Source organism: Methylobacterium oryzae (genome assembly GCF_036441375.1).
GTDB classification, from domain to species: Bacteria; Pseudomonadota; Alphaproteobacteria; order Rhizobiales; family Beijerinckiaceae; genus Methylobacterium; species Methylobacterium oryzae_A.
Genome location: NZ_MLCA01000001.1, coordinates 661,944 through 680,517, shown reverse-complemented (window position 1 = coordinate 680,517; position 18,574 = coordinate 661,944). Strand labels below are relative to the sequence as shown.

Below are 18,574 nucleotides of genomic sequence, written 5' to 3'. Positions count from 1 at the left end.
GCGGGACCTCGCATCGCCGCAGGTGGACCGACCAACGCGGACTGATCAACCATGCCGGCGCGCCCGCTCGTCCTGTTTCCCGATCCGCGTCTCAACCGTCCGGCCGAGCCGGTCGACGCGTTCGGGCCGTCCCTGCAGGCCCTGGCCGACGATGTCCGGGACACGCTCATGGCCGAGAGCGCGATCGGCCTGACCGCCCCGCATATCGGCGTCCCCGCGCGCCTCATGGTGGTCCGGATGTCGCCGGACGCGAGCGCGCGCGTCTACGTCAACCCCGTCGTCTCCTGGGCGTCGCCCGACACGGCGGTCCACGACGAGGGCAGCGTCAGCATGCCGGGTCTGCGCGAGCGGATCACCCGGCCCGCCCGCATCCGCCTGACCTACCGCGAGCTCGACGGGGCCGCCCGCGAGGAGGAGGCGGAGGGCTTTCCGGCCGCGGTCCTCCAGCACGAGATCGACCAGCTCGACGGCGTGTTCTGGATCGCCCGCCTGTCCCGCCTGAAGCGCGATCGGCTGCTGAAACGGTTCGGGAAGGGCAGGCTCGCCTAGTCCGGCCCGGGCCCGGATGACGGGGGCCGCGGCCCGGCCGCGACGCGGTCCCGCTGGCGGAGCCGGCGCCGGGACGGTTAGCATGGGCGCGCCGTCGCCGGCCCTCCGCATTCCTCACCCCAGAACGGACCTTGCGCATGCATCCTGCCGTGGCCGCCGCCAACGCCTTCAAGGCGGTTCACGAGGCCGGTCAGATCCCGGACTACGAGCGCATCCTGCGACAGGGCTACAGCCGCTTCCTCGCCCCGGGGGATGTCGTCGTCGATGTCGGTGCCCATACGGGGCTGCACCTCGTCGCGTTCGTCGACCTCGTCGGCCCGACCGGCAAGGTCCACGCCTTCGAGCCGATCCCGTTCCTGATGAAGGACTTGGCGCGACGCTTCGGCCGGCGGCCCGAGGTGGAGCTGCACGACGTCGCCCTCTCCGACACAACGGGGCGCGCCGATTTCACGGTCGCGAGCGTGCCCGGCGAGAGCGGGCTCCTCGCCCGCTACTTCAGCAGCCCCGCCATCACGTCCAGGAAAATCAAGGTGAGGACCGAGAGGCTCGATACCGCGCTCGGTCACGTGCCCGCGGTGGCCTACATCAAGATGGACATCGAGGGCGGGGAGCTGCATGCCCTGAGCGGCGCGACGGAGCTCCTCCGGAGATGCCGCCCGATCATCAGCGTGGAGTATGGCTGGGCCGGCTACTCCGCCTACGGGCACGTGCAGGACTCCCTGTACCGATTCGCCGAGAGCCACGGCTACGTCTGTGCGGACATCACCGGAAACCTCATCGACGACGAGACCACGTGGCGCGCGGTCAGCGACTACGTGACGTGGGATTTCTTCCTCGTGCCGCAGGAGCGCCGACCGGACTGGGCCGCCACCTTCGCGCGCCGCCCGGCGCCCGGACCCGCGTGATCCGGACCCGGGCGGGACGGCGCGGCGGGCCCGGCCGCGCGGCGGAACAACGGCCGCGCATGGTGCGTTGCACGCTCCCACCTCTGCGCCGCCCGGCGCGGCCGTCCGTCCATCGTGCCCAGTCCCGAAGGTCCCCCCGGACCGCGCGCAGGGTATCTCAGACCAACCCGCGTGAAGGGTCGTGACCGTGCCGAACTCGCGGCAGCCGCTGCAATCCTCGTCCGCCGCCAGCGCGCCGCTGGTGAGCCTGCGTCGCGGCTCGGGCCAGCTCTTCGAGAGCGAGCGTCGCCTCAACGCGGTCCTCGACAACGCCTCCGTGTCGATCTTCCTGATGGATGACCGCCAGCACTGCATCTACATGAACCGCGCCGCCGAGCTGCTGACCGGCTGGACGCTGCGGGAGGTTCTCGCCCGCGACTGCCCGCTGCACGACATCGTCCACCACACCTACCCGGACGGAAGGCCGTTCCCGCTGGAGGAGTGCGCGATCGACCGCGCCTTCCCGGAGAACAACCAGGAGCGGGGCGAGGAGGTGTTCGTGCACCGGGACGGGCACTTCTTCCCCGTGGCGTTCACCGCCAGCCCGATCCGGGACGACGCGACCAACATCATCGGCACGATCATCGAGGTCCGCGACATCAGCGAGGAGAAGGCGGCGGCCGAGCGCCAGCGCCTGCTGATCAACGAGCTCAACCACCGAGTGAAGAACACACTCGCCACGGTGCAGTCGATCGCCGCGCAGACTTTCCGCGGGCAGACGGACCAGGCGGCGCGCGCCGTCTTCGACGCCCGGATGGCCGCCCTGTCCAACGCCCACAACGTTCTGGTCGAAGACAATTGGGAGAGCGCCAGCCTGCGCAGCGTGGTCGAGCGCGCGCTCGCCCCCCACCTTTTGGCAGAGGTCGACGCCGCCCGCTTCCGGCTACAAGGACCGGACGCGCGATTGCACCCTAAGGTGGCAGTGACGCTGGCAATGGCTCTGCACGAGTTGATGACCAATGCCGCGAAGTACGGCGCCCTGTCGACGCCCGAGGGCCAGGTCGCGGTGACGTGGTCCCTGCACGACCGGGATGACGGCCGTCAGCAGCTCGACCTTCTCTGGGAAGAGCGGGGCGGCCCGCCGGTCGCGCCCCCGACCCGCAAGGGGTTCGGCTCACGACTCATCGAGCGGCAATTGCCGCTGGAGTTCGACGGCAGCGCGGCGATCACCTACGCGCCCGCGGGCGTGGCCTGCCAGATGCGAATCCCGCTGACCCGACTCGGCTGGATCGGCCAGGAGACGGTCGAGGGGCCGTGCACGCCATGACGCCGCTCGCCGGACGCCGGGTGCTGCTGGTCGAGGACGAGAGCCTCGTCGCCATGCTGGCCGAGGACATGCTGCTCGACCTGGGCTGCGAGGTCGTGGTGGCGATGCGCCTCGACAGGGCCCTGGCCCATGCCCGGAGCGAGGCGTTCGATCTGGCGGTGCTGGACGTCAATCTCGGCGACGCGCGCAGCTACCCGGTCGCAGACCTGCTGCTGGCGCGCGGCACGCCGTTCCTGTTCGCCACCGGGTACGGGCAGCGCGGCCTGGACACCGCCTATCAGGCCGTTCCGGTGCTCCAGAAACCCTATCAGGCAGCGCCGCTCGAGCATCTGCTACGCCGCCTGCTGAGCGGCGAGGACCCGTGCCGCGCGGGCCTGACCGGCCTGCCGCCATCCTGCCGCTGTCAGGCGTCCGAGCCCGCCCACGGGCAGTTCCGCGCAGACCCCACTCGCTGAGCGGCCGGGGTGACGCGGGGTCGGCCCGGAGCGAACCAGCACGGCGCCGACCAGCGCGGAGAGGGACCACCATGATCGATCTCAACACGGCGACGGCCGAGGAGCTGGACAGCGTGCCGGCCCTCAAGGGCCACGGCTTCGAGATCGTCCGCTACCGGGAGGAGCGCGGCCGGTTCACCAGCCTGCGGCAGCTCGACGAGGTGCCGGGCCTCAGCGGCAAGACCGACGGCATCGCCGATCAGGTCACGGTCGCGCAGGGCCAGTAGCCCGCGGGTCCGCGTCAGGCCGCCCGACGCGGCCGAAGCCGGGGGATCGCCGCTGACATGCTTTCGCCGCCTGCCCGTGCGATGGGCTGCGCGCGCGGCATGAATGCCGCGCGGGCCGATGACGCCCGCGCCAGCCCGAGCTTCGAGAAGCCACGATGAACATGCAGGTCGAGAAAGCCCAGGGCAGGCCTCTGAAAGGCATCGACCGGAACAAGGTGCTCGCACAGTCGCTGCGGCAGTTCGCGCGCCTGCCGGGCCTCCCCGACACCAAGAAGGGCGTGCGCTCCTACCAGAGCCACGTCAAAAGTGATCCCTGGCTGCCGCTCCTGTTCGTCGTCTGCTTCGTCCTGCCGACCCTGGGTGCCGGGATCTACTACGGTCTGATCGCCTCCGACCGCTACGTGACCGAGGCGCAGTTCGCGATCCGGCCGACCATCGGGACGGCCGACAAGGCGACGCCCGACACGGTCGGCACGAATGCCGGCGTGATCAAGGCGACCGTTGCCCAGGAAACGCTCATCGCGCAGGAGTACATCCACAGCCGGCCGATGGTCGAAGCGGTCTCGGCGGATCTCCCGATCCGCGAATGGTTCGGTCGGGACAGCATCGACACGTTCTCCCGCTTCAACCCGGAGAAGCCGGTCGAGAGGTTCCTGCGGTACTGGAGGCGCCGGGTCGACGTCGACGTCGAGTCCGCGTCCGGCATCATGTCGCTGACGGTCGAGGCCTTCGATCCCGACGAGTCGCTCGCCATCACCAAGGCGGTCATGGTGGAGACCGAGCGGATGCTGAACGACCTCAGCATGCCGTCCCGCAAGGACGCCCTCGACGTGAGCACGCGCGTCCTGAAGCTCGCCGAGGAGCGCGAGGCCAAGGCCAACGCCGCCCTGAACGAGCTGCGCAACCGCGAGGGCGTGCTCGACGTCATCAAGTCGAACACCGCCACCATCAAGTCGGTGTCGGAGTTGCGGGAGACGCGCACCAAGCTCGCCGTGCAGTTGTCGGTGCTCCAGCGGGATCTCGGCCCGCAATCCCGCAGCATCGTCGACCTCAAGCAGCAGATCGGGGATCTCGACGCGAACATCGCGCGGGTCCAGCAGCAGCTGGCCGGCACGGCGCCGACCGAGAAGCGGCGCCTCTCGGACGCGCTCACGCGGTTCGAGGATCTCGAGCACGAGCGCGAGAACGCCGAGAAGTATCACCGCGACGTGCAGCTCGCCTATGACCGGGCCCGCATCGTCGCCCAGCAGCAGGTCGTGGCCCTGGTGCCGATCGTCGAACCCATCAAGGCCGGGTCCTCGACCGAGCCGCGTCGCATCCTGATGACGAGCATCATCACCGCCGCCGCCGCCGTGCTGTTCGCGGCCGCGATGTTCACCCGGCGGATGCTGACGCATTGACGGTCAAGCGGATTGGCCCCCGCCCGCTCTCGGGGCCCTCCGCGGCGGCCCGCGCGGGGCCGGCGGGCGCGGCCTAAGAAAAGGCCCGCCGCGGCGAACCGGGCGGGCTGAGGGAGTGCTTGGGAGGAAGCGGTACCGTACGGCGCATCCCGCTGGCATGCCAGATATCGGACCGCAGGGCAGCTCTGCGAAATCGCGCGGTCTTCCCGAGGACTATTTTTCCTGAACGCGTCGATCGCCCGCGGGGCAGGGCGCTCCTACGCGGCCGCCGCGCGGGACCGGGTCCGTCCCTCGAGACCGCGGATCGTCGCGGCGAGCAGGCTGTCCAGGGCGTCGCACGCGTCCGCCCGCTCGGTGCAGGCCGCGTCCCGGGCGGCCGCCTCGATGACGCGCAGCCGCGCCACGAGGGCGCGGGCGCCGACATTCGCGCTCATCGACCCGAGGCTGTGGGCCGCCCTGGCGATGGCCGGCTGATCGGAGGCGGCGAGGGCCGCTCTGAGAGTGGCGAGCGCCACCGGACCCTGCGCCCGGTACAGGTCGAGGACGCGGTCGAGGAAGGCGCCGTCCCCGAGGCCGAGCAAACCGTCCAGAACCTCGCCATCCAGGATCTCGCCATCCAGGATCTCGCCGTCGAGCAGGTCGTCGGCGGCCGTCGCCGCCGGCGGTGCGGCGGCCGGCCCCTCCGGTCCCGTCAGGCCCGACTGCGCCGCGGCGGGTGCCGGAGGGCGGCGCGGGTGGCGGGACCGGCCGTGTCCAGCACGATCGCGGCCGGCACCGCGTCGCGGCGCCGGACCGGGCGGGCCGGCTCGGCGACGGTCACGGGGATGCGCGCCGTGAAGGTCGAGCCCGCGCCGACGCGGCTCGTCACGGCCACGGTGCCCTCCATCGCGGCGACGATCTGCCGGGCGATCGAGAGCCCGAGGCCGGTGCCGCCGAAGCGGCGGGTCGTCGACTGGTCGGCCTGCGAGAAGGCCGAGAAGATCGTCGCCAGCTTGTCCTGCGGGATGCCGATCCCGGTGTCGGAGACGGCGATGACGAGGCACCCGTCGCCGGCATCGACCGCCATCCGGACCGAGACGTGGCCGGCCTCGGTGAATTTCAGCGCGTTCGACACGAAGTTGCTCACCACCTGCCCGAGGCGGACCGGGTCGCCCAGGATCGCGCGCGGCACCTCCGGCCCGACCTCGGCCGCGAGGTCGAGCCCGGCCGCCCGGGCCCGCTCGGCGAAGAGCGTCACCGCGGTGTCGGCGAGCTCGGCGGGGCTCACGGGCACGCGCTCGAGCTCGAGCTTGCCGGCCTCGACCTTGGCGAAGTCGAGGATGTCGTTGATGATCGCCAGGAGCGACCGGCCGGACCGGGCGATGACCTCGGCGTAGCGGCGCTGGCGCGCCGGCAGGTCGGACCCGGCCAGCAGCTCGGCCATGACCAGGACGCCGTTCATCGGGGTCCGGATCTCGTGGCTCATCGTGGCCAGGAAGGCCGACTTGGCGGCGTTGGCGGCGTCGGCAGCCTGCTTGGCCTCGCTCAGGTCGGCCGTCCGGGCGCTGACCTCCGCCTCGAGATGGGCGCTGTGGGCGGCGAGGCGGTGATCGCGCTCGTTCACCGCCGACAGCAGGTCGTTGAAGGTCCGCGCCAGCGCGCCGACCTCGTCGTCGCCCGCCACGGGCGCGCGCTGCGCGTAGTCGTGGCGCAGGCGGACCGCCTCCATGGTGCGGGCGAGGGCGGCGAGCGGGCGCGTGACGCTGCGCTGCAGGTAGAGCGACACGCCGACCCCGATCGCGACGGCCAGCAGCGCCGCCAGCGCGGCGTTCTCCGCGGCGGCCCAGAGATGGCCGAGGATGTCGTCGGTCTCGCCGATCAGCACGACCCGCCCGACGGGGCGCCCGTTCTCGACGATCGGCGCGGTCGCCTGGAGGCTCCGGGCGGCGAGCAGGTGCAGGAGCGACAGGTCCGCGCCGTCCAGGGCGGCGTCCCGGGTCAGGCGCAGGCCGATCCCCTGCTCGGCGAGGACGGACCCGTCCGGCCGCTCGATCGCCCCGTAGACGATGGACGGCACCTGGCCGATCGCCCGCAGCGACGCGGCCGCCCCGTCGGCGTCACCCGCCGCGGTGGCCCGGGCGCCGCCATGCGCGAAGACCTGCGCGACCGCCTCCAGCGCCGCCTGCTTGTCGGCGGCGTAGCGGGCGACCTCGCGCCAGACCGACAGCGCCGCCGCCAGGACGAGCGCCGCCGTGACGGCGCCGGTCACCGCCAGCGCCAGCCGGCCGGCCAGGGAGCGTCTCGGCCTCAGCCACGCGAGATGCACGCTGCGCTCCTTCAGGCGGCCCGGACGGGCCCGGTCGGGGAGGGGGGTGGTGGACGGGATCAGGCGGCGGCGCGGAGGCAGGTCCGGGTCACCGCGTCCCAGCCCGCCAGGAAGGCCGCGACGCAGCGCGGGTCGAAGTGGCGGCCGGCCTGGTCCGCCACGAAGGCCCGCGCCCGCTCGAGCGGCCAGGCCGCCTTGTAGGGCCGCTCGGTCACCAGGGCGTCGAACACGTCCGCCACGGCCACGATGCGGCCCGAGAGCGGGATCGCCTCGCCGCGCAGGCCCTTCGGGTAGCCGGTGCCGTCCCAGCGCTCGTGGTGGCTCTCGGCGATCTCGGCGGCCAGCCGCACGACGTCGGAGGTGCTGCCCTCCAGGATCCGCCGGCCGCGCTCGGCGTGCTTCTCCATCTCGGCGCGCTCCTCGGCCGAGAGCGGCCCCGGCTTGAGCAGGATCGCGTCGGGAACGCCGATCTTGCCGACGTCGTGCATCGTGGAGGCGAGCTTCAGGATCCGGATCTCCGCCGGATCGTAGCCGAGGTTCCGGGCGATGACGCCGACATAGCCCGCGACCCGCGCGATGTGGTCGCCGGTATCGGTGTCGCGGTGCTCGGCGGCGCGCATCAGGAGGGCGATGATCTCGCGCTCTCGCGCCTCGATGACGGCGACCGCCGCGGCGACCTCGCGGGCGAGCCACGCGGCCCGGTCCTGCTCCTGCCGGTGGGCCGCGCTGATCTTCATCAGGTTGGTGATGCGCGCCTGGATCTCGACGGGGTCGCAGGGCTTGCCGAGGAAGTCGGTCGCGCCGGCGCGCAGGGCCTCGTGGCGCAGGCTGCGCTGGTCGAGGCTCGTCACCATCACGATCGGCACGTGCGCGAAGCCCGGGATCGCCCGCGCCGCCGCGATGACCTCGAGGCCGTTCAGGCCGGGCATGTCGTAGTCGGTGACGACCACCCCGATCCGGTCGACATGCGCCCGCAGGAAGTCGAGCGCCGTCACGGGACAGGTGAAGGCGACGGGCTCGCAATCGGCCACCGGCTTGAGCGCCTGCATGATCAGCAGGTTGTTCATCTCGGAATCGTCGAGGATCAGGGCGAGCACCGTGTCACTCCCAGGCGACGGGCCGTGGACGCAGGATCCGCATCGCGTCCTCCCTATTGCGACAGCAGCAGCTTGCCCGAGAGGGGCCCGACCCCCTTGGGCACCGGCACGCTCGTCGCGTCGTAGTTCGCGTTCAGATAGAGGTTCGGGCCCTGGTACAGGTTGACCTGCTGGGCCACGATCACCGTGTAGGCCGACTGGTCGGCGACGGGCTTGTCGGCGTCGATCACCACGCGACCGGCCGGCAGGTAGAGCGTCCCCAGCATGGTCCGCGCGTCGTCGCTGATGATGCGATAGGTCCGCATGGGTTTGGTCGCGGCCAGCGGCGGCGGGGTCGGCGGCGGCGGCGGTGTCGGTGGCGACGGCAGCAGCGGCGTGACGGCCTGGTCCACCACGCCGGCGAGGAGCGCGACGGGATCGACGGGATCGCTGACCGTCCGCTCCTCCATCATCAGCAGGCCGGCCATGGGGCCGGTGGTCGGCGCCGACAGGCTGACCGTGGTCTTCTTGTCGAAGAGGAGACCGCCCTTGTTGCCGGTGAAGTAGAAGGCGACGTCGGTCCCGGCCATGGCGGCCGTCTGGTCGACGATGAGCGGGCCGTCCTTCATCACGTAGGTGCCGGCGCGCAGCGTCACCGAGGCGTTCTTGGTGATGTGCAGGCCGCCGCAATAGGTGCCCGGATCGAGGGTGGCACTCTGGTCGACGAGGTTGCCGCCGGTCGCGCGCTTGCTGTTGGCCGAGGGCGGGATCGACGTGCAATCACCGATCGGCGGTGCCGCTCTGTCCCTCAGGGGATCCTGAATCGGCGGACAGCCCGTCTGGGGCGGCGGCGCGAAGTTCGCGCGGGCGCCGTCGAAGCCGCCCGCGCTGCAGATCGTCTGCGCCCGGGCATAGGCGCTGTCCTTGCCGACCATGCCGCGGGGGCTCATCGAGTTGCTGTAGAGTGAGCAATCCTGGGCGGTGACCTCGGCGCTCTTCTCCAGCTCGAACGTGCCGGCGGCGAGCGGATCCAGCGTCAGCAGGCACAGGCGCATCTTGCCGACGACGCGGACCGTCGAGCGGACCGAGACCTTGACGACCGGCACGCCGACGAAGCCGCCGAAGGCGAGCCTGACGGTCTCGTCGACCGTCGCGGCGACGCTGGTCTTGTCGTCCGCCACGTCGACCCGGAGGGCGTAGGGGCTCTCGGGGCGCGGCGCCGCCTGGGCGTTGACCGTGTCGACCACGATGCTCTTGGCCGCCGCCGAGGTGGAGACGGCGAGCTTGAGGTAGTTGCCCGCCGCGAGAACGCCGGCATCGGCCGCGTTCTGGAGCTGGCTGCGCCGCGCGGCGAGCCGGGCGTAGTCGATGCCGCCGCCGGTCAGGCCGAGCAGCACCACGGCGCTCAGGGCGAAGGTGAGGGCGACCGAGCCGGACCGGTCCGTCAGGGCCCGCGAACCGAGGCGGAGCAAACTCCAGAAGGGGAAAATGGGCGGTTCTCCCAGGCCGGGACCGGATCGGCCGCTGCGGCGGCACCGGCCGCCGACCAGAGGGCGTAGGGCTCAGCCCCTAAAAATCCGTCGCCCCGCGGCCCCGCGAAGCTGTCGTGGCTCGAACAAGCCTCGTTTAGCTGTGAACAACTTCGACATCCTGCCCATGTGGGTCCGCCACCGTACGGACGACTGGCCGCACCGCGGGCCGGGGCGCGCATGCGCACAACAGCACACAACCTGAGAGCGAATTAGCGCGCTCATCGGGCGCCGCGGCAACAAAAGCTTGCTGAAGACGCAATTTCTACTCGGATTTGAACCGTTTCTAAACGGCCTCATCATAGGGTTATTTTCGTCCGCGCTCCCGTGGCCGGGCGGCGGCAGGCACAGGACCTGCAGAGTTCGTTTATCATGATGGGCATCTTGCGGCGCGTCGCGACTGTCCGCCGTCCGGGCCGGATCGAGGGCCGCACCGGTGCCGTCGGGTGCGTCCGGCGCTTCGCCGGCCATCGGACCGGCGCTTCCGCGGTGGAGTTCGCGCTCCTGGCGGCGCCATTCCTGGCCCTTCTGGGCGTCGTGGCGGAATCCGGCGTCATCGCCATCGAGCAGCAGACCCTGGACATCGCGGTCGACCGGAGCGTCCGGCAGCTGCGCACGGGCACCTTTCAGGACGGCTCCGACGGCAGCGACCCGAGCCAGCGCCTCCGCAAGATCGTCTGCACCGGCCCGTCGGCCCTGTTCCCCTGCGCCGACCTGCGCCTCGACGTCTCGCGGACGCCGTCCTTCTCGGCGTCGCAGCCGGCGGAACCGTTCGACAAGGCCACGAAGACCTGGACGCCGGGCTTCGGCCAGCGATTCGAGTGCCCGCAGGGCGGCGACACCGTCACGGTCCGGGTCGCCGTGCCCGTGATGCGCCTGTTCCAGATGCTGGATTTCACCGGCCGGATCATGTCCGACAAGACGCAGCTGCTGGTCACGACCGAGATCTTCCGGGCCGAGGATTACGAGCCCAAGCCGTGCTGAGCGGCCGCCTGCGCGCCCGCCTGATCCGCCTGATCGGCGACCGGGACGGCGTCAGCGCGATCGAGTTCAGCGTGATCGCACCGATCCTGCTGCTGATCCTGATGGGATCGATCGAGCTGCCCCGCGCCTACATGATCGGGAAGCGGCTCGACAACGCGGCTTCCACGATGGCGGACCTGATCTCCCGCGGCAGCTACGCCGACCTCAAGCCGGTCTTCGCCGCGACGAGCGCGATCTCCAACCCCTACGACGTGAGCCGTGCGAGCATCGTGCTGACGGCGGCGGGGACCTACAGCGACGGCACCGCGGCGACGACCAAGGTCTGCTCCAGTGCCGAATCCAACGGCCGGGCCCGCACGGCGGGCTCCTCGCTCGGCGAACCGCCCCCCGGGATGACCCGAAACGGCGACCGCTTCGTCGTGTCGGAAGTCACGATGATCTATCACCCGATCTTCCCGGTCCTCTCGAAGCTGACCGGGTGGACCTTCCGGTACAAGAAGATCTGGCCGGTGCGCGGCGGCGAGATCTACAACGGACAGAACGAGGTGGTTCTGCCCGGGGGCAAGCCCTGCCCGGCCTGACCGGCGGGCGGAGGTCTCGTGTCGGACCGGCGTGGCGGCCGGCGCCACCGGGTCGCCCGGTGGCGCCGGATCGCGGCCACGGCCCGCCTCAGCGGGCCGAAACCGCGGTGGCGACGACCCGCCGCGAGGCCGGGCTCGCCGGGACGAGGCGCGGGGTCGTGGTCAGCTCGGAGGCCGGCCGCATGGCGGCAGTGGGACGAGCCTGCTCGCGGTAGAGCGGCGGGGTCAGGGAGATGGTCTCGTCGGCCCTGGCGGTGCCGATCGTCGGAACGGCGGCGAGGGCGGCGAGAACGATGGTGCGAACGGTCATGATCTGAAGTCCTCTCGTTGTCCGGGCCGTGCCCGGCTTCGAGGGGGTATCTACGTTGCAGAGCAACATGATCCAAACAGATGCGATCGATTTACATTATCGATGCCGTCAATGACCTCGTGACCGTCGGTCGGTCGCGGCGTCCGAGTGGCGCGCTTCCTGCCCGCGCGCGGCACTGCCCGGCCGGCCCGGGACGGTAGGGGTGCCCGATACCGGCCGCTGACAGGCCGTTCGGCCGGGACGGCCGAGTTAATGCAAAATTAAATCTCCCCCCCGAGAGTCGGGTACGCAGTCAAAAATCCGTGAACTGCCAGAGGTTTAGCGCGTAAAAGTTTATCTTTCTCGCGCGGAAGGAGACGGCCCTTTGCTGGTTGCGGCCCTGCTTTTCGCGGTGGGCATATGGGAGGGCTGGCGGTATCGGGCATCGGTTTTGATGGCCAGCTCGATGCTCGTCACCCTCGCGTGGCTGGCCCTCTGGGTCTTCGTGTGGGCGGAGCTCGACGCCGTGAAGGTCCTGCTCCTCTTCGCCTACCTCACCGCCCACCAGGCCGGCTATCTCGTCGGGGCCCATCTCAGCGCCGATATCGATCCGCGCCGCTGACCGACCGGCCGGCGGCCGCAGGCTCAGCGGCCGAGCTCGACCGGGATGCTCAGATCGACGGTTCCGGTCCCGCCCAGGAGTGCGGCGGGCGGCACGGGCGCCGGGCTGATCCCCTGCACGGCGCGGAGCGCGCGCTGATCGAGCTTCGGCGAGCCCGAGCTCTCCTCGACCTCCGCGGCCTGCACCGCCCCGTCCGCGGCGATCTGCACATGGACGACCACGGTTCCACGGCCCCGGCCGGGACCCGGTCGCCTCTCGGCACGGTCGGCGGCATCGATCCGCGTGACGAGATCCGAGAGCCAGGCCCGCGCGGCGGGCCCAGGTGCGGCCCCCGCCCCGGCCGCCCCGGGCGCCAGACTCAGACCGAACACGACGGCAGCGGAGATCACGACGCGCGGCGACATGGGAAACGGCGGCTCCTCGAGCCCGGGATCGGGGATCGACCCTACGCGCAGAAGCGCCGCTCCTGCGACCCCGGTCGCGGGCCGCCGTCACGAGGCGGCGGTGGATTTCCGGCCCTTCGGCCCGGCGGCGGCCAGCATCACGTCGTCGCTGCCGACCTCGATGCCGGTATAGCCCAGCATCTCCGCGAGTTGCGTCCGGGCCCGCCAGACCCGGCTCTTCACCGTGCCGATCCGGCACTGCATGACGGCGGCGGTCTCCTCGTAGGTGAGGTTCTCGATCGCCACGAGGACCAGCGCCTGCCGCATCGGCGGCGCCAAGCGGTCGAGGGCGGCCTGGACGTCGCTCAGGTCGAGATGGCCGCCCTGCTCGGGCAGCGAGACCATCCGCTCCGCCTGCGCCCCGTCCTCGTCCTGCACCTCGCGCCCGCGCTTGCGGTGCTCGTTGTAGAACTGGTTGCGCATGATCGTGAACAGCCACGCTTCCAGGTTCGTGCCCGGCGCGAAGCTGGCGCGCGAGCGCCAGGCCCGCAGAAGCGTGTTCTGCAAGAGGTCGTCGGCCCCGACATGGCTGCGCAGGAGCGAGCGCGCGAAGCGCTGCAGATTCGGCACCATGCCCAGGAGCGAGGCCTGGAACGCCTTCTCGCGGCCGTCCTGCACCCGGCCGAAGGCGCCGTCGAGCAACCTCAGCAGTTCGGCGAAGCGATCCGCGATGCTCGGCTCGACGTTGTTCTGCGCGTAGGTCGCCGCGAGAAGGTGGCCGAGATGATACTGCACGCTGTCGGGGAGCCGGGGCGCCTGCGCGTCGATTGTATCAGCGTCGAGCGAGAGTTCGAGCATGATAGCCGATCACCTGGAGATGACGAAGAAGCGAGTGCCGCCATTAATCGCCGATTACGCTGTATCCGCCGCAACATAGATCAGCGGATAGGCGCATCTTCGGACTGATCTATGCTGGCATCCGGCACAATCGAGACGAATAGGTCGATGGAAAGAGGGACTTCGATGAGGCCGCACGCCCCGGAAAACTGTTCGCCGCGCGCCCGTATCTGCGGCAGCGCACGCGGAGATCTCGCCCCTGCGAATGCCGGCCGCCAACGCGGTGGTCGCGGCGCGCGCGGGACCGCGGGATCGCGCCCATGACCCGGCTCTCGGATCTCGAGGACGACCCCGCCTTCCAGGAGGCCGTCCGCGCCCTGCGCGGCGCGGCCAGCACCCTGAGCGGCCGCGCCGTGACGCTGGAGGAGGCCCGGTTCCTCGTCGGCATCGCCCTGACGACCTTCGCGCATGCCGGCGGCCTCGAGGAGCCGAGCCGCAGCCGGCTGGCCCGCTTCTCGGCGCGCATCGGGCCGGGCACCGTCGTCGAGACGCTGACCAAGCACTGAGGGCGGGAGCCGGGGGGCGCGGCCCGGCGGCCCGCCCCCTTACCCGGCCTCCGCCATGGCCGCCCGGAGCACCCGGAGAAGGTCGGCCATGACCGCCTCCCGGTCCGGATCGCGCGCCGCGAGGCGGAGCCCCTCGGTCACGTGCTGGTCGATGATCAGGAGCCCGACCTCGCGCAGCGCGGCGGTGGCGGCCCGGATCTGCTGGATCTCGTCGAGGCAGTGCCGGTCGGCCTCGACCATCGCCCGCAGGCCCCGGACCTGCCCCTCGATCCGCCCCAGCCGCCGGACCAGCGGCGTGCGCTCCGCGTCGGTCCGGGCGAGGCAGACACGACCATCGACGAGAGTGCCGCGTGTCACCGATCTGCGATCCACCTGTTCCGGTCGGCGCCCGCACCCCTGTCGGCGCGGGCGACGACCCCTCGGGTAAGGCCATCCCGGCTGGAAGACGTGCCGGCCGGAAGACGTGCCGGCCGGGACGTCCGGCGGATCAGCCGATCTGCTGGGTCTCGGCGCCGCTGTCGGGCCGCGCCGGGCCGAGCACCGGCTCCTCGCCCATCGGCTGGTTCTGGACGACGCTGAACTCGCCCTTGCCGTCGATTGAGGGACCCTGCGTCCAGCGTCCGGCCGGCGGCGGCGAACCGTCCGCCGACGTCGAGAAGAAGTTGTAGTTGAACTTCTGGTTCTCCTGCTCCTGCGGGAAGGAGTTCGGGATCGGGAGCGTGCCCTTGTGGCCGCCGAGCTCCTCGATCACCGCCAGCCACTGCTGCTGGTGCATCGTGTCGCGGGCGATGAGGAAGCTCCACATGTCGCGCATGCCGGCATCGTTGGTGGCGTTGTACAGGCGCGTCGCCAGGACACGCCCCGTGCTCTCCGCGGCGACGTTGCAGTACATGTCGGCCGCGATGTTGCCGCTGGCGTAGATGTGGCTCATGTCGAACGGCACGCCGTCGCAATTCGCCGGGAAGGCCGCCATGCCGGTGGAGAGCAGGTGCCGGTGCAGCATGCCCTCGGCCATGTGACGCGGGTTCTCGCCGCCCATCACGGCGCCGACGATGGCATCGGCGGCTCCGGCCTCCTGGACCTTGGTGGGAGCGTTCTCGAGGTTCATCGCCACCGCGGTCGCGAGCATCTCGATATGGCCGATCTCCTCGGTAGCCGTATTGAGCAGCATGTCGCGGTACTTCGTGGTCGGGGCGCGGTTCCCCCAGGCCTGGAAGAAGTACTGGAAGGCGACCCGGATCTCGCCCTCGATCCCGCCGATCGCCTGCTGGAGCATGCGGGCGTAGACCGGGTCGGGGCTGTCGACCTTGACCGGGTACTGAAGCCGCTTGTCGTGATAGTACATGATGTCTGTCCCTCGCGAGAGGCACGGCGTGCTCAAGCCCACCGCACGATCGGCCGTCGGCCCGGTACTCCGTGGGAGCATCGAGCCTCGCACCCTGTCCAACCCCGCTTCGGGACGACGGTTCGATCTTAATCGATTTTTATAACGATCAATATTTGGGCTAACTTATTTTATCCTGCCGCATCAGGCTATTAGTGCAAACGTTCCAGCCAAGCCGGGGCGCAGGCCGATGCGATTACATAACGTATGTTAAGCGGATCGCGTCCCTCATCGGGCGGCACTGCGAGACGCGGATCCCGAGGCGGCGCTCTCCGGCCGAGGCGGTCCCCCCGGAGCGAGATTCCGGGACGCGGCCGCTCCGCGGCGTGCGGCGTCGTGGCTTGGCCCCCTCCGCCGCGCGGGCGTGGCGGCGCGGGATCGGCTCTCAGCCTGCGCGAGTCGGGAACGGTGGCCTCGGACGCGGCTACAGCAGCCCGGTCCGCCGGGCCAGCATCATCGCGAAGGCGAGGCAGGCGGCGAGGCTGACGGCCAGCATGGCGACGTTGGTCCAGAACCGGACCGGCCGGCTGGACCCGTCGATCCCGCTCGCCCGCAGGCGCACCCACGGCACGTAGAGGTAGAGCGCGATCAGCGTCAGGATCAGGAACGCGAGGGTGGCGATCCGCCCGGTGATCAGGGCCGCGCCGGCCAGGACCGCCCAGCCGACGACGAGGCCCAGCATGGTGAACAGGGCTGTCGAGTTCACGTCCGCGCGTCCCCTTCAGCGGATGGTGCCGGCCGGGCGGCCGCCGCGATCCTCAGTCCGCGACAGATCCCGCTAGGGAACCCTTAGCATCGTCCGGAGAGATTGCGAGATCGGGAAGGTTTCTGGTGCTGCGAGAGAGGATTGAACTCTCGACCTCTTCATTACCAATGAAGTGCTCTACCACTGAGCTACCGCAGCAGGTGGCCGGGGCGCCCCCGCGGGGGGCGTGTCCGTCCGGCCGAGTGGGGCCATAACGGATCGCCGCCGCGTTGGCAACGCCGTGTTGCGCGTTCGCGCATTTTAGGTGCGCGATGCGGCCCGGATCAGGGCGGCGAGGCCGGGCTCGGACACGGCCTCGGCGGCCTCCGACGGGGTGAACCAGCGGAGTTCCCGCTGGCGCGCCTCGGGAAAGTGCTTGAGCTGCTTGCGCACCTCCAGCGGAAACACCTTCACCTGGCACAGGACGGTGTCGAGGTTCCTGAGACGCTTCTGGTAGAGGTACAGGCCGATCGGGCGCTTGCCGACCGCACCGCGCAGGCCGGCCTCCTCGTAGGCCTCCCGCGCGGCCGCCTCGAACGGCTTGCGGCCCTTCATCGGCCACCCCTTCGGAATGACCCAGCGGCGGCTCTCCCGCGACGTCACCAGCAGGATCTTGGTCTTCCCGTCCCGACCGTGCCGGAACGGCAAGGCCCCGACCTGCCGGCGCGGCTCGCCGTCCTCGTCGAGGAGGGTCACGGCCGCACCGCGCGGGGCGGGACGCGGCCCCGATCCGACGGGATCGACGGCGCGCGCAGGCTCGGAGCGGGCTGGGAGATGATCGGATCCTCGTCGGCGACTCGCCCGACAAGCTATAGGGCGAGCCGGCTCATTCAACTTGAAATAGTTGAGCGCCGCGACGTGTCCGTGGCCGCGCGGCGCTCCCGTCAGGCCTCCTCCGGATGGCCGGCACCCGGTGCGGCCGGTCAGCCGGTCCGGCGGGCCGCGCGCTCACCCGCACCCGACGGCGGCAGGGCCGCGGCCGCCATGNACGAGCGCCAGGCCGGCGGCGTCCGCGTCCGGCTCCTCCGCGGGCGCGGCGGCGAGCGTGTTCGGCGGCTCGCGCCACGCGAAGGCGTCGAGGCGCCCGGTCACCGGTGAGACCGGCGCCCAGGTGTCGGAAGCGATGCCGTCCGCGATCCACACGCGGTCGCGCGGCGCGCGGGCCGCCCGGGCCAGCCACTCGCGGGCCTGGCCGGAAGTTGCCCCGTGCTCGGCCTCCTCGATGGCCGCCATCATCAGGCAGGCGCGGGCGGTCGGCCGGTCGGCGAGCAGGGGCTTCACGGCCTCCCGGGCGCGCTTGTAGTCCCGGGCGTCGAGGGCGGCCTGACCCAGGGCGAGCCGGGATTCCGGATCCCAGACGGACAGCTTCGCCAGGACCTCGGCGCGGGCCAGACGGTCGCGGACCGAATCGCCGGGGCGCAGGCCGAGATAGACCTTGGCGAGGTCGGGATGGGGATTGGCCTTCCAGGCCGCCTCGACGATCCGGGCGGCCTTCTTGACGTCGCCGCGGCGGGCGAGGAGGCGCCCGGCGATGCAGGCCGCCGGCACGAGGTCGGGGGCGAGCTTGACCGCCTGCAGGATCCGCTCCGCGGCGAGTTCCGGCTCGCCGGCCTCGCGCTCGCCGGCGATCGCGGTGAGGAGCACCGCGCGCTGGCGCCGGGCCGTGGCCTTGTCGATCAGTCCGAGGGACGAGCGGCGCTCGATCGTCTCCAGGGCGGCCGCCCAGTCGCCGTCGGCGCTCTGCGCCTCCAGCAGGGCCTCGTTGGCCCAGGTGACGCTCGGGGCGAGGCGGGCGGCCTCGGTGGCGTAGGCGCGGGCGGCCGTCTCGTCCTCGCGGCGGCGGGCCTCCACGAACAGGCCGCGCAGGCCCAGGACCCGGGTCTCGGGATCGTCGACCATGCGCTGGAACGCGCTCTCGGCGGCGTCCCGGTCGCCGGAGATCTGCGCCGCCTGCGCCTTGAGCAGCAGGGTCAGCGGCTCGGTGCCGAGGAGCCGCTCGGCGTCGCCCGCGAAGCGGCGGGCCGCCAGGGGATCGCCCGAGCCCACCGCCACCATGCCGCGGGAGAGGGCCGAGAGGCCCTTGGCCCGGCGCCGTTCGGCCGAGCCGCGGACCAAGGCCTCGGGGAGGCCGATGACGCCGCGCACGACCGCCCAGAGCAGGCCCAGGACGATCGCCGCCGCGATCACGCCGACGAGGGCGACCGCGAGGCTGGTGCCGATCTGGTAGCCGTTCCAGACGACGGTGACGGTGCCGGGCCTGTCGGCGATCCAGACCGCCCCGAAGGCGGCGAGTGCGAGCAGGGCCAGGAAGGCGAGGGCGCGCCACATGGGGTCAGTATCTCCTGTCGGCGGCCGGCTGGTGGCCGTCGCGGGGTGCGGGAGGAGCGGGGCG

21 protein-coding genes, 1 tRNA gene and 1 pseudogene are annotated in these 18,574 nt (G+C 71.4%); 10 read left to right on the top strand and 13 right to left on the bottom strand.

Annotated features, from left to right (window positions below; genetic code table 11):
- Positions 1-51: 51 nt before the first annotated feature.
- From MOTC310_RS03205 to MOTC310_RS03180, 6 genes are all read left to right on the top strand, one after another.
- Positions 52-549 (top strand): peptide deformylase, encoded by a 498-nt coding sequence (locus MOTC310_RS03205; RefSeq protein ID WP_331300767.1) that lies wholly within the window; start codon positions 52-54, stop codon positions 547-549.
- Positions 550-686: 137 nt separating this feature from the next.
- A complete protein-coding gene (locus MOTC310_RS03200) occupies positions 687-1,454 on the top strand; it encodes an FkbM family methyltransferase (RefSeq protein ID WP_331300766.1) in 768 nt (255 codons plus the stop codon).
- A 187-nt stretch (positions 1,455-1,641) separates the two neighbouring features.
- On the top strand, positions 1,642-2,760 hold the full coding sequence (locus tag MOTC310_RS03195; RefSeq protein WP_331301456.1) for a sensor histidine kinase: 1,119 nt from the start codon (positions 1,642-1,644) through the stop codon (positions 2,758-2,760).
- On the top strand, positions 2,757-3,215 hold the full coding sequence (locus tag MOTC310_RS03190; RefSeq protein ID WP_331301455.1) for a response regulator: 459 nt from the start codon (positions 2,757-2,759) through the stop codon (positions 3,213-3,215). The genes MOTC310_RS03195 and MOTC310_RS03190 overlap by 4 nt, the downstream gene beginning before the upstream one ends.
- A 71-nt stretch (positions 3,216-3,286) precedes the next feature.
- Entirely contained in the window at positions 3,287-3,481 is a 195-nt protein-coding gene (locus MOTC310_RS03185; RefSeq protein ID WP_331289600.1) for a ComEA family DNA-binding protein, read from the top strand.
- Between the two features lie 155 nt (positions 3,482-3,636).
- Positions 3,637-4,881 carry a KpsE/RkpR family capsule polysaccharide export protein gene (locus tag MOTC310_RS03180; protein ID WP_331300765.1) on the top strand — a complete coding sequence of 415 codons (1,245 nt, stop codon included), beginning with the start codon at positions 3,637-3,639 and terminating at the stop codon, positions 4,879-4,881.
- Between the two features lie 257 nt (positions 4,882-5,138).
- On the opposite strand, the gene MOTC310_RS03175 is transcribed toward MOTC310_RS03180, so the two are convergent.
- The 4 genes from MOTC310_RS03175 to MOTC310_RS03160 form a co-directional block, all read right to left on the bottom strand.
- Positions 5,139-5,462, bottom strand: a complete 324-nt coding sequence (locus MOTC310_RS03175; protein ID WP_331300764.1) for an Hpt domain-containing protein — start codon at positions 5,460-5,462, stop codon at positions 5,139-5,141.
- A 110-nt stretch (positions 5,463-5,572) separates the two neighbouring features.
- The gene (locus MOTC310_RS03170) at positions 5,573-7,186 is read right to left on the bottom strand and encodes an ATP-binding protein (protein ID WP_331300763.1); all 1,614 of its coding nucleotides are present in this window, start codon (positions 7,184-7,186) and stop codon (positions 5,573-5,575) included.
- Positions 7,187-7,245: 59 nt separating this feature from the next.
- Positions 7,246-8,283, bottom strand: coding sequence for an HD domain-containing phosphohydrolase (locus tag MOTC310_RS03165; RefSeq protein WP_331289602.1), 1,038 nt, complete (start codon positions 8,281-8,283; stop codon positions 7,246-7,248).
- Positions 8,284-8,336: 53 nt separating this feature from the next.
- Positions 8,337-9,734, bottom strand: coding sequence for a TadE/TadG family type IV pilus assembly protein (locus MOTC310_RS03160; protein ID WP_331289603.1), 1,398 nt, complete (start codon positions 9,732-9,734; stop codon positions 8,337-8,339).
- A gap of 429 nt (positions 9,735-10,163) precedes the next feature.
- Between MOTC310_RS03160 and MOTC310_RS03155 the strand changes: the two genes are divergently transcribed.
- Together MOTC310_RS03155 and MOTC310_RS03150 are read left to right on the top strand one after the other, a co-directional pair.
- Positions 10,164-10,775 (top strand): TadE/TadG family type IV pilus assembly protein, encoded by a 612-nt coding sequence (locus tag MOTC310_RS03155; RefSeq protein WP_331300762.1) that lies wholly within the window; start codon positions 10,164-10,166, stop codon positions 10,773-10,775.
- Positions 10,769-11,356, top strand: a complete 588-nt coding sequence (locus tag MOTC310_RS03150; protein WP_331289605.1) for a TadE/TadG family type IV pilus assembly protein — start codon at positions 10,769-10,771, stop codon at positions 11,354-11,356. The genes MOTC310_RS03155 and MOTC310_RS03150 overlap by 7 nt, the downstream gene beginning before the upstream one ends.
- A gap of 88 nt (positions 11,357-11,444) precedes the next feature.
- On the opposite strand, the gene MOTC310_RS03145 is transcribed toward MOTC310_RS03150, so the two are convergent.
- Positions 11,445-11,666 carry a hypothetical protein gene (locus MOTC310_RS03145; protein ID WP_331289606.1) on the bottom strand — a complete coding sequence of 74 codons (222 nt, stop codon included), beginning with the start codon at positions 11,664-11,666 and terminating at the stop codon, positions 11,445-11,447.
- A gap of 433 nt (positions 11,667-12,099) precedes the next feature.
- On the opposite strand from MOTC310_RS03145, the gene MOTC310_RS03140 reads away from it, so the two are divergent.
- Positions 12,100-12,267 (top strand): hypothetical protein, encoded by a 168-nt coding sequence (locus tag MOTC310_RS03140; protein ID WP_331300761.1) that lies wholly within the window; start codon positions 12,100-12,102, stop codon positions 12,265-12,267.
- 23 nt (positions 12,268-12,290) lie between these two features.
- On the opposite strand, the gene MOTC310_RS03135 is transcribed toward MOTC310_RS03140, so the two are convergent.
- Both MOTC310_RS03135 and MOTC310_RS03130 read right to left on the bottom strand, forming a co-directional pair.
- A complete protein-coding gene (locus tag MOTC310_RS03135; protein WP_331300760.1) occupies positions 12,291-12,671 on the bottom strand; it encodes an energy transducer TonB in 381 nt (126 codons plus the stop codon).
- Positions 12,672-12,758: 87 nt separating this feature from the next.
- Positions 12,759-13,508 (bottom strand): sigma-70 family RNA polymerase sigma factor, encoded by a 750-nt coding sequence (locus tag MOTC310_RS03130; protein WP_331300759.1) that lies wholly within the window; start codon positions 13,506-13,508, stop codon positions 12,759-12,761.
- A 299-nt stretch (positions 13,509-13,807) separates the two neighbouring features.
- Between MOTC310_RS03130 and MOTC310_RS03125 the strand changes: the two genes are divergently transcribed.
- A complete protein-coding gene (locus MOTC310_RS03125; RefSeq protein WP_331289610.1) occupies positions 13,808-14,053 on the top strand; it encodes a hypothetical protein in 246 nt (81 codons plus the stop codon).
- A gap of 39 nt (positions 14,054-14,092) precedes the next feature.
- Here MOTC310_RS03125 and MOTC310_RS03120 read toward each other — a convergent pair whose 3' ends face one another.
- From MOTC310_RS03120 to MOTC310_RS03095, 6 genes and pseudogenes are all read right to left on the bottom strand, one after another.
- The gene (locus MOTC310_RS03120; RefSeq protein WP_419539077.1) at positions 14,093-14,410 is read right to left on the bottom strand and encodes a metal-sensitive transcriptional regulator; all 318 of its coding nucleotides are present in this window, start codon (positions 14,408-14,410) and stop codon (positions 14,093-14,095) included.
- Positions 14,411-14,540: 130 nt separating this feature from the next.
- A complete protein-coding gene (locus tag MOTC310_RS03115) occupies positions 14,541-15,398 on the bottom strand; it encodes a manganese catalase family protein (protein WP_331289611.1) in 858 nt (285 codons plus the stop codon).
- A gap of 463 nt (positions 15,399-15,861) precedes the next feature.
- Positions 15,862-16,143: a hypothetical protein gene (locus MOTC310_RS03110; RefSeq protein WP_331289612.1), complete on the bottom strand. Its 282-nt coding sequence runs from the start codon at positions 16,141-16,143 to the stop codon at positions 15,862-15,864.
- A 123-nt stretch (positions 16,144-16,266) separates the two neighbouring features.
- A tRNA-Thr gene (locus MOTC310_RS03105) sits at positions 16,267-16,341 on the bottom strand.
- Positions 16,342-16,443: 102 nt separating this feature from the next.
- Entirely contained in the window at positions 16,444-16,878 is a 435-nt protein-coding gene (locus tag MOTC310_RS03100; protein ID WP_331289613.1) for an NUDIX hydrolase, read from the bottom strand.
- A 306-nt stretch (positions 16,879-17,184) separates the two neighbouring features.
- Positions 17,185-18,510: pseudogene (locus MOTC310_RS03095) on the bottom strand (heme biosynthesis HemY N-terminal domain-containing protein); the annotation flags it as partial.
- Positions 18,511-18,574: the final 64 nt, after the last annotated feature.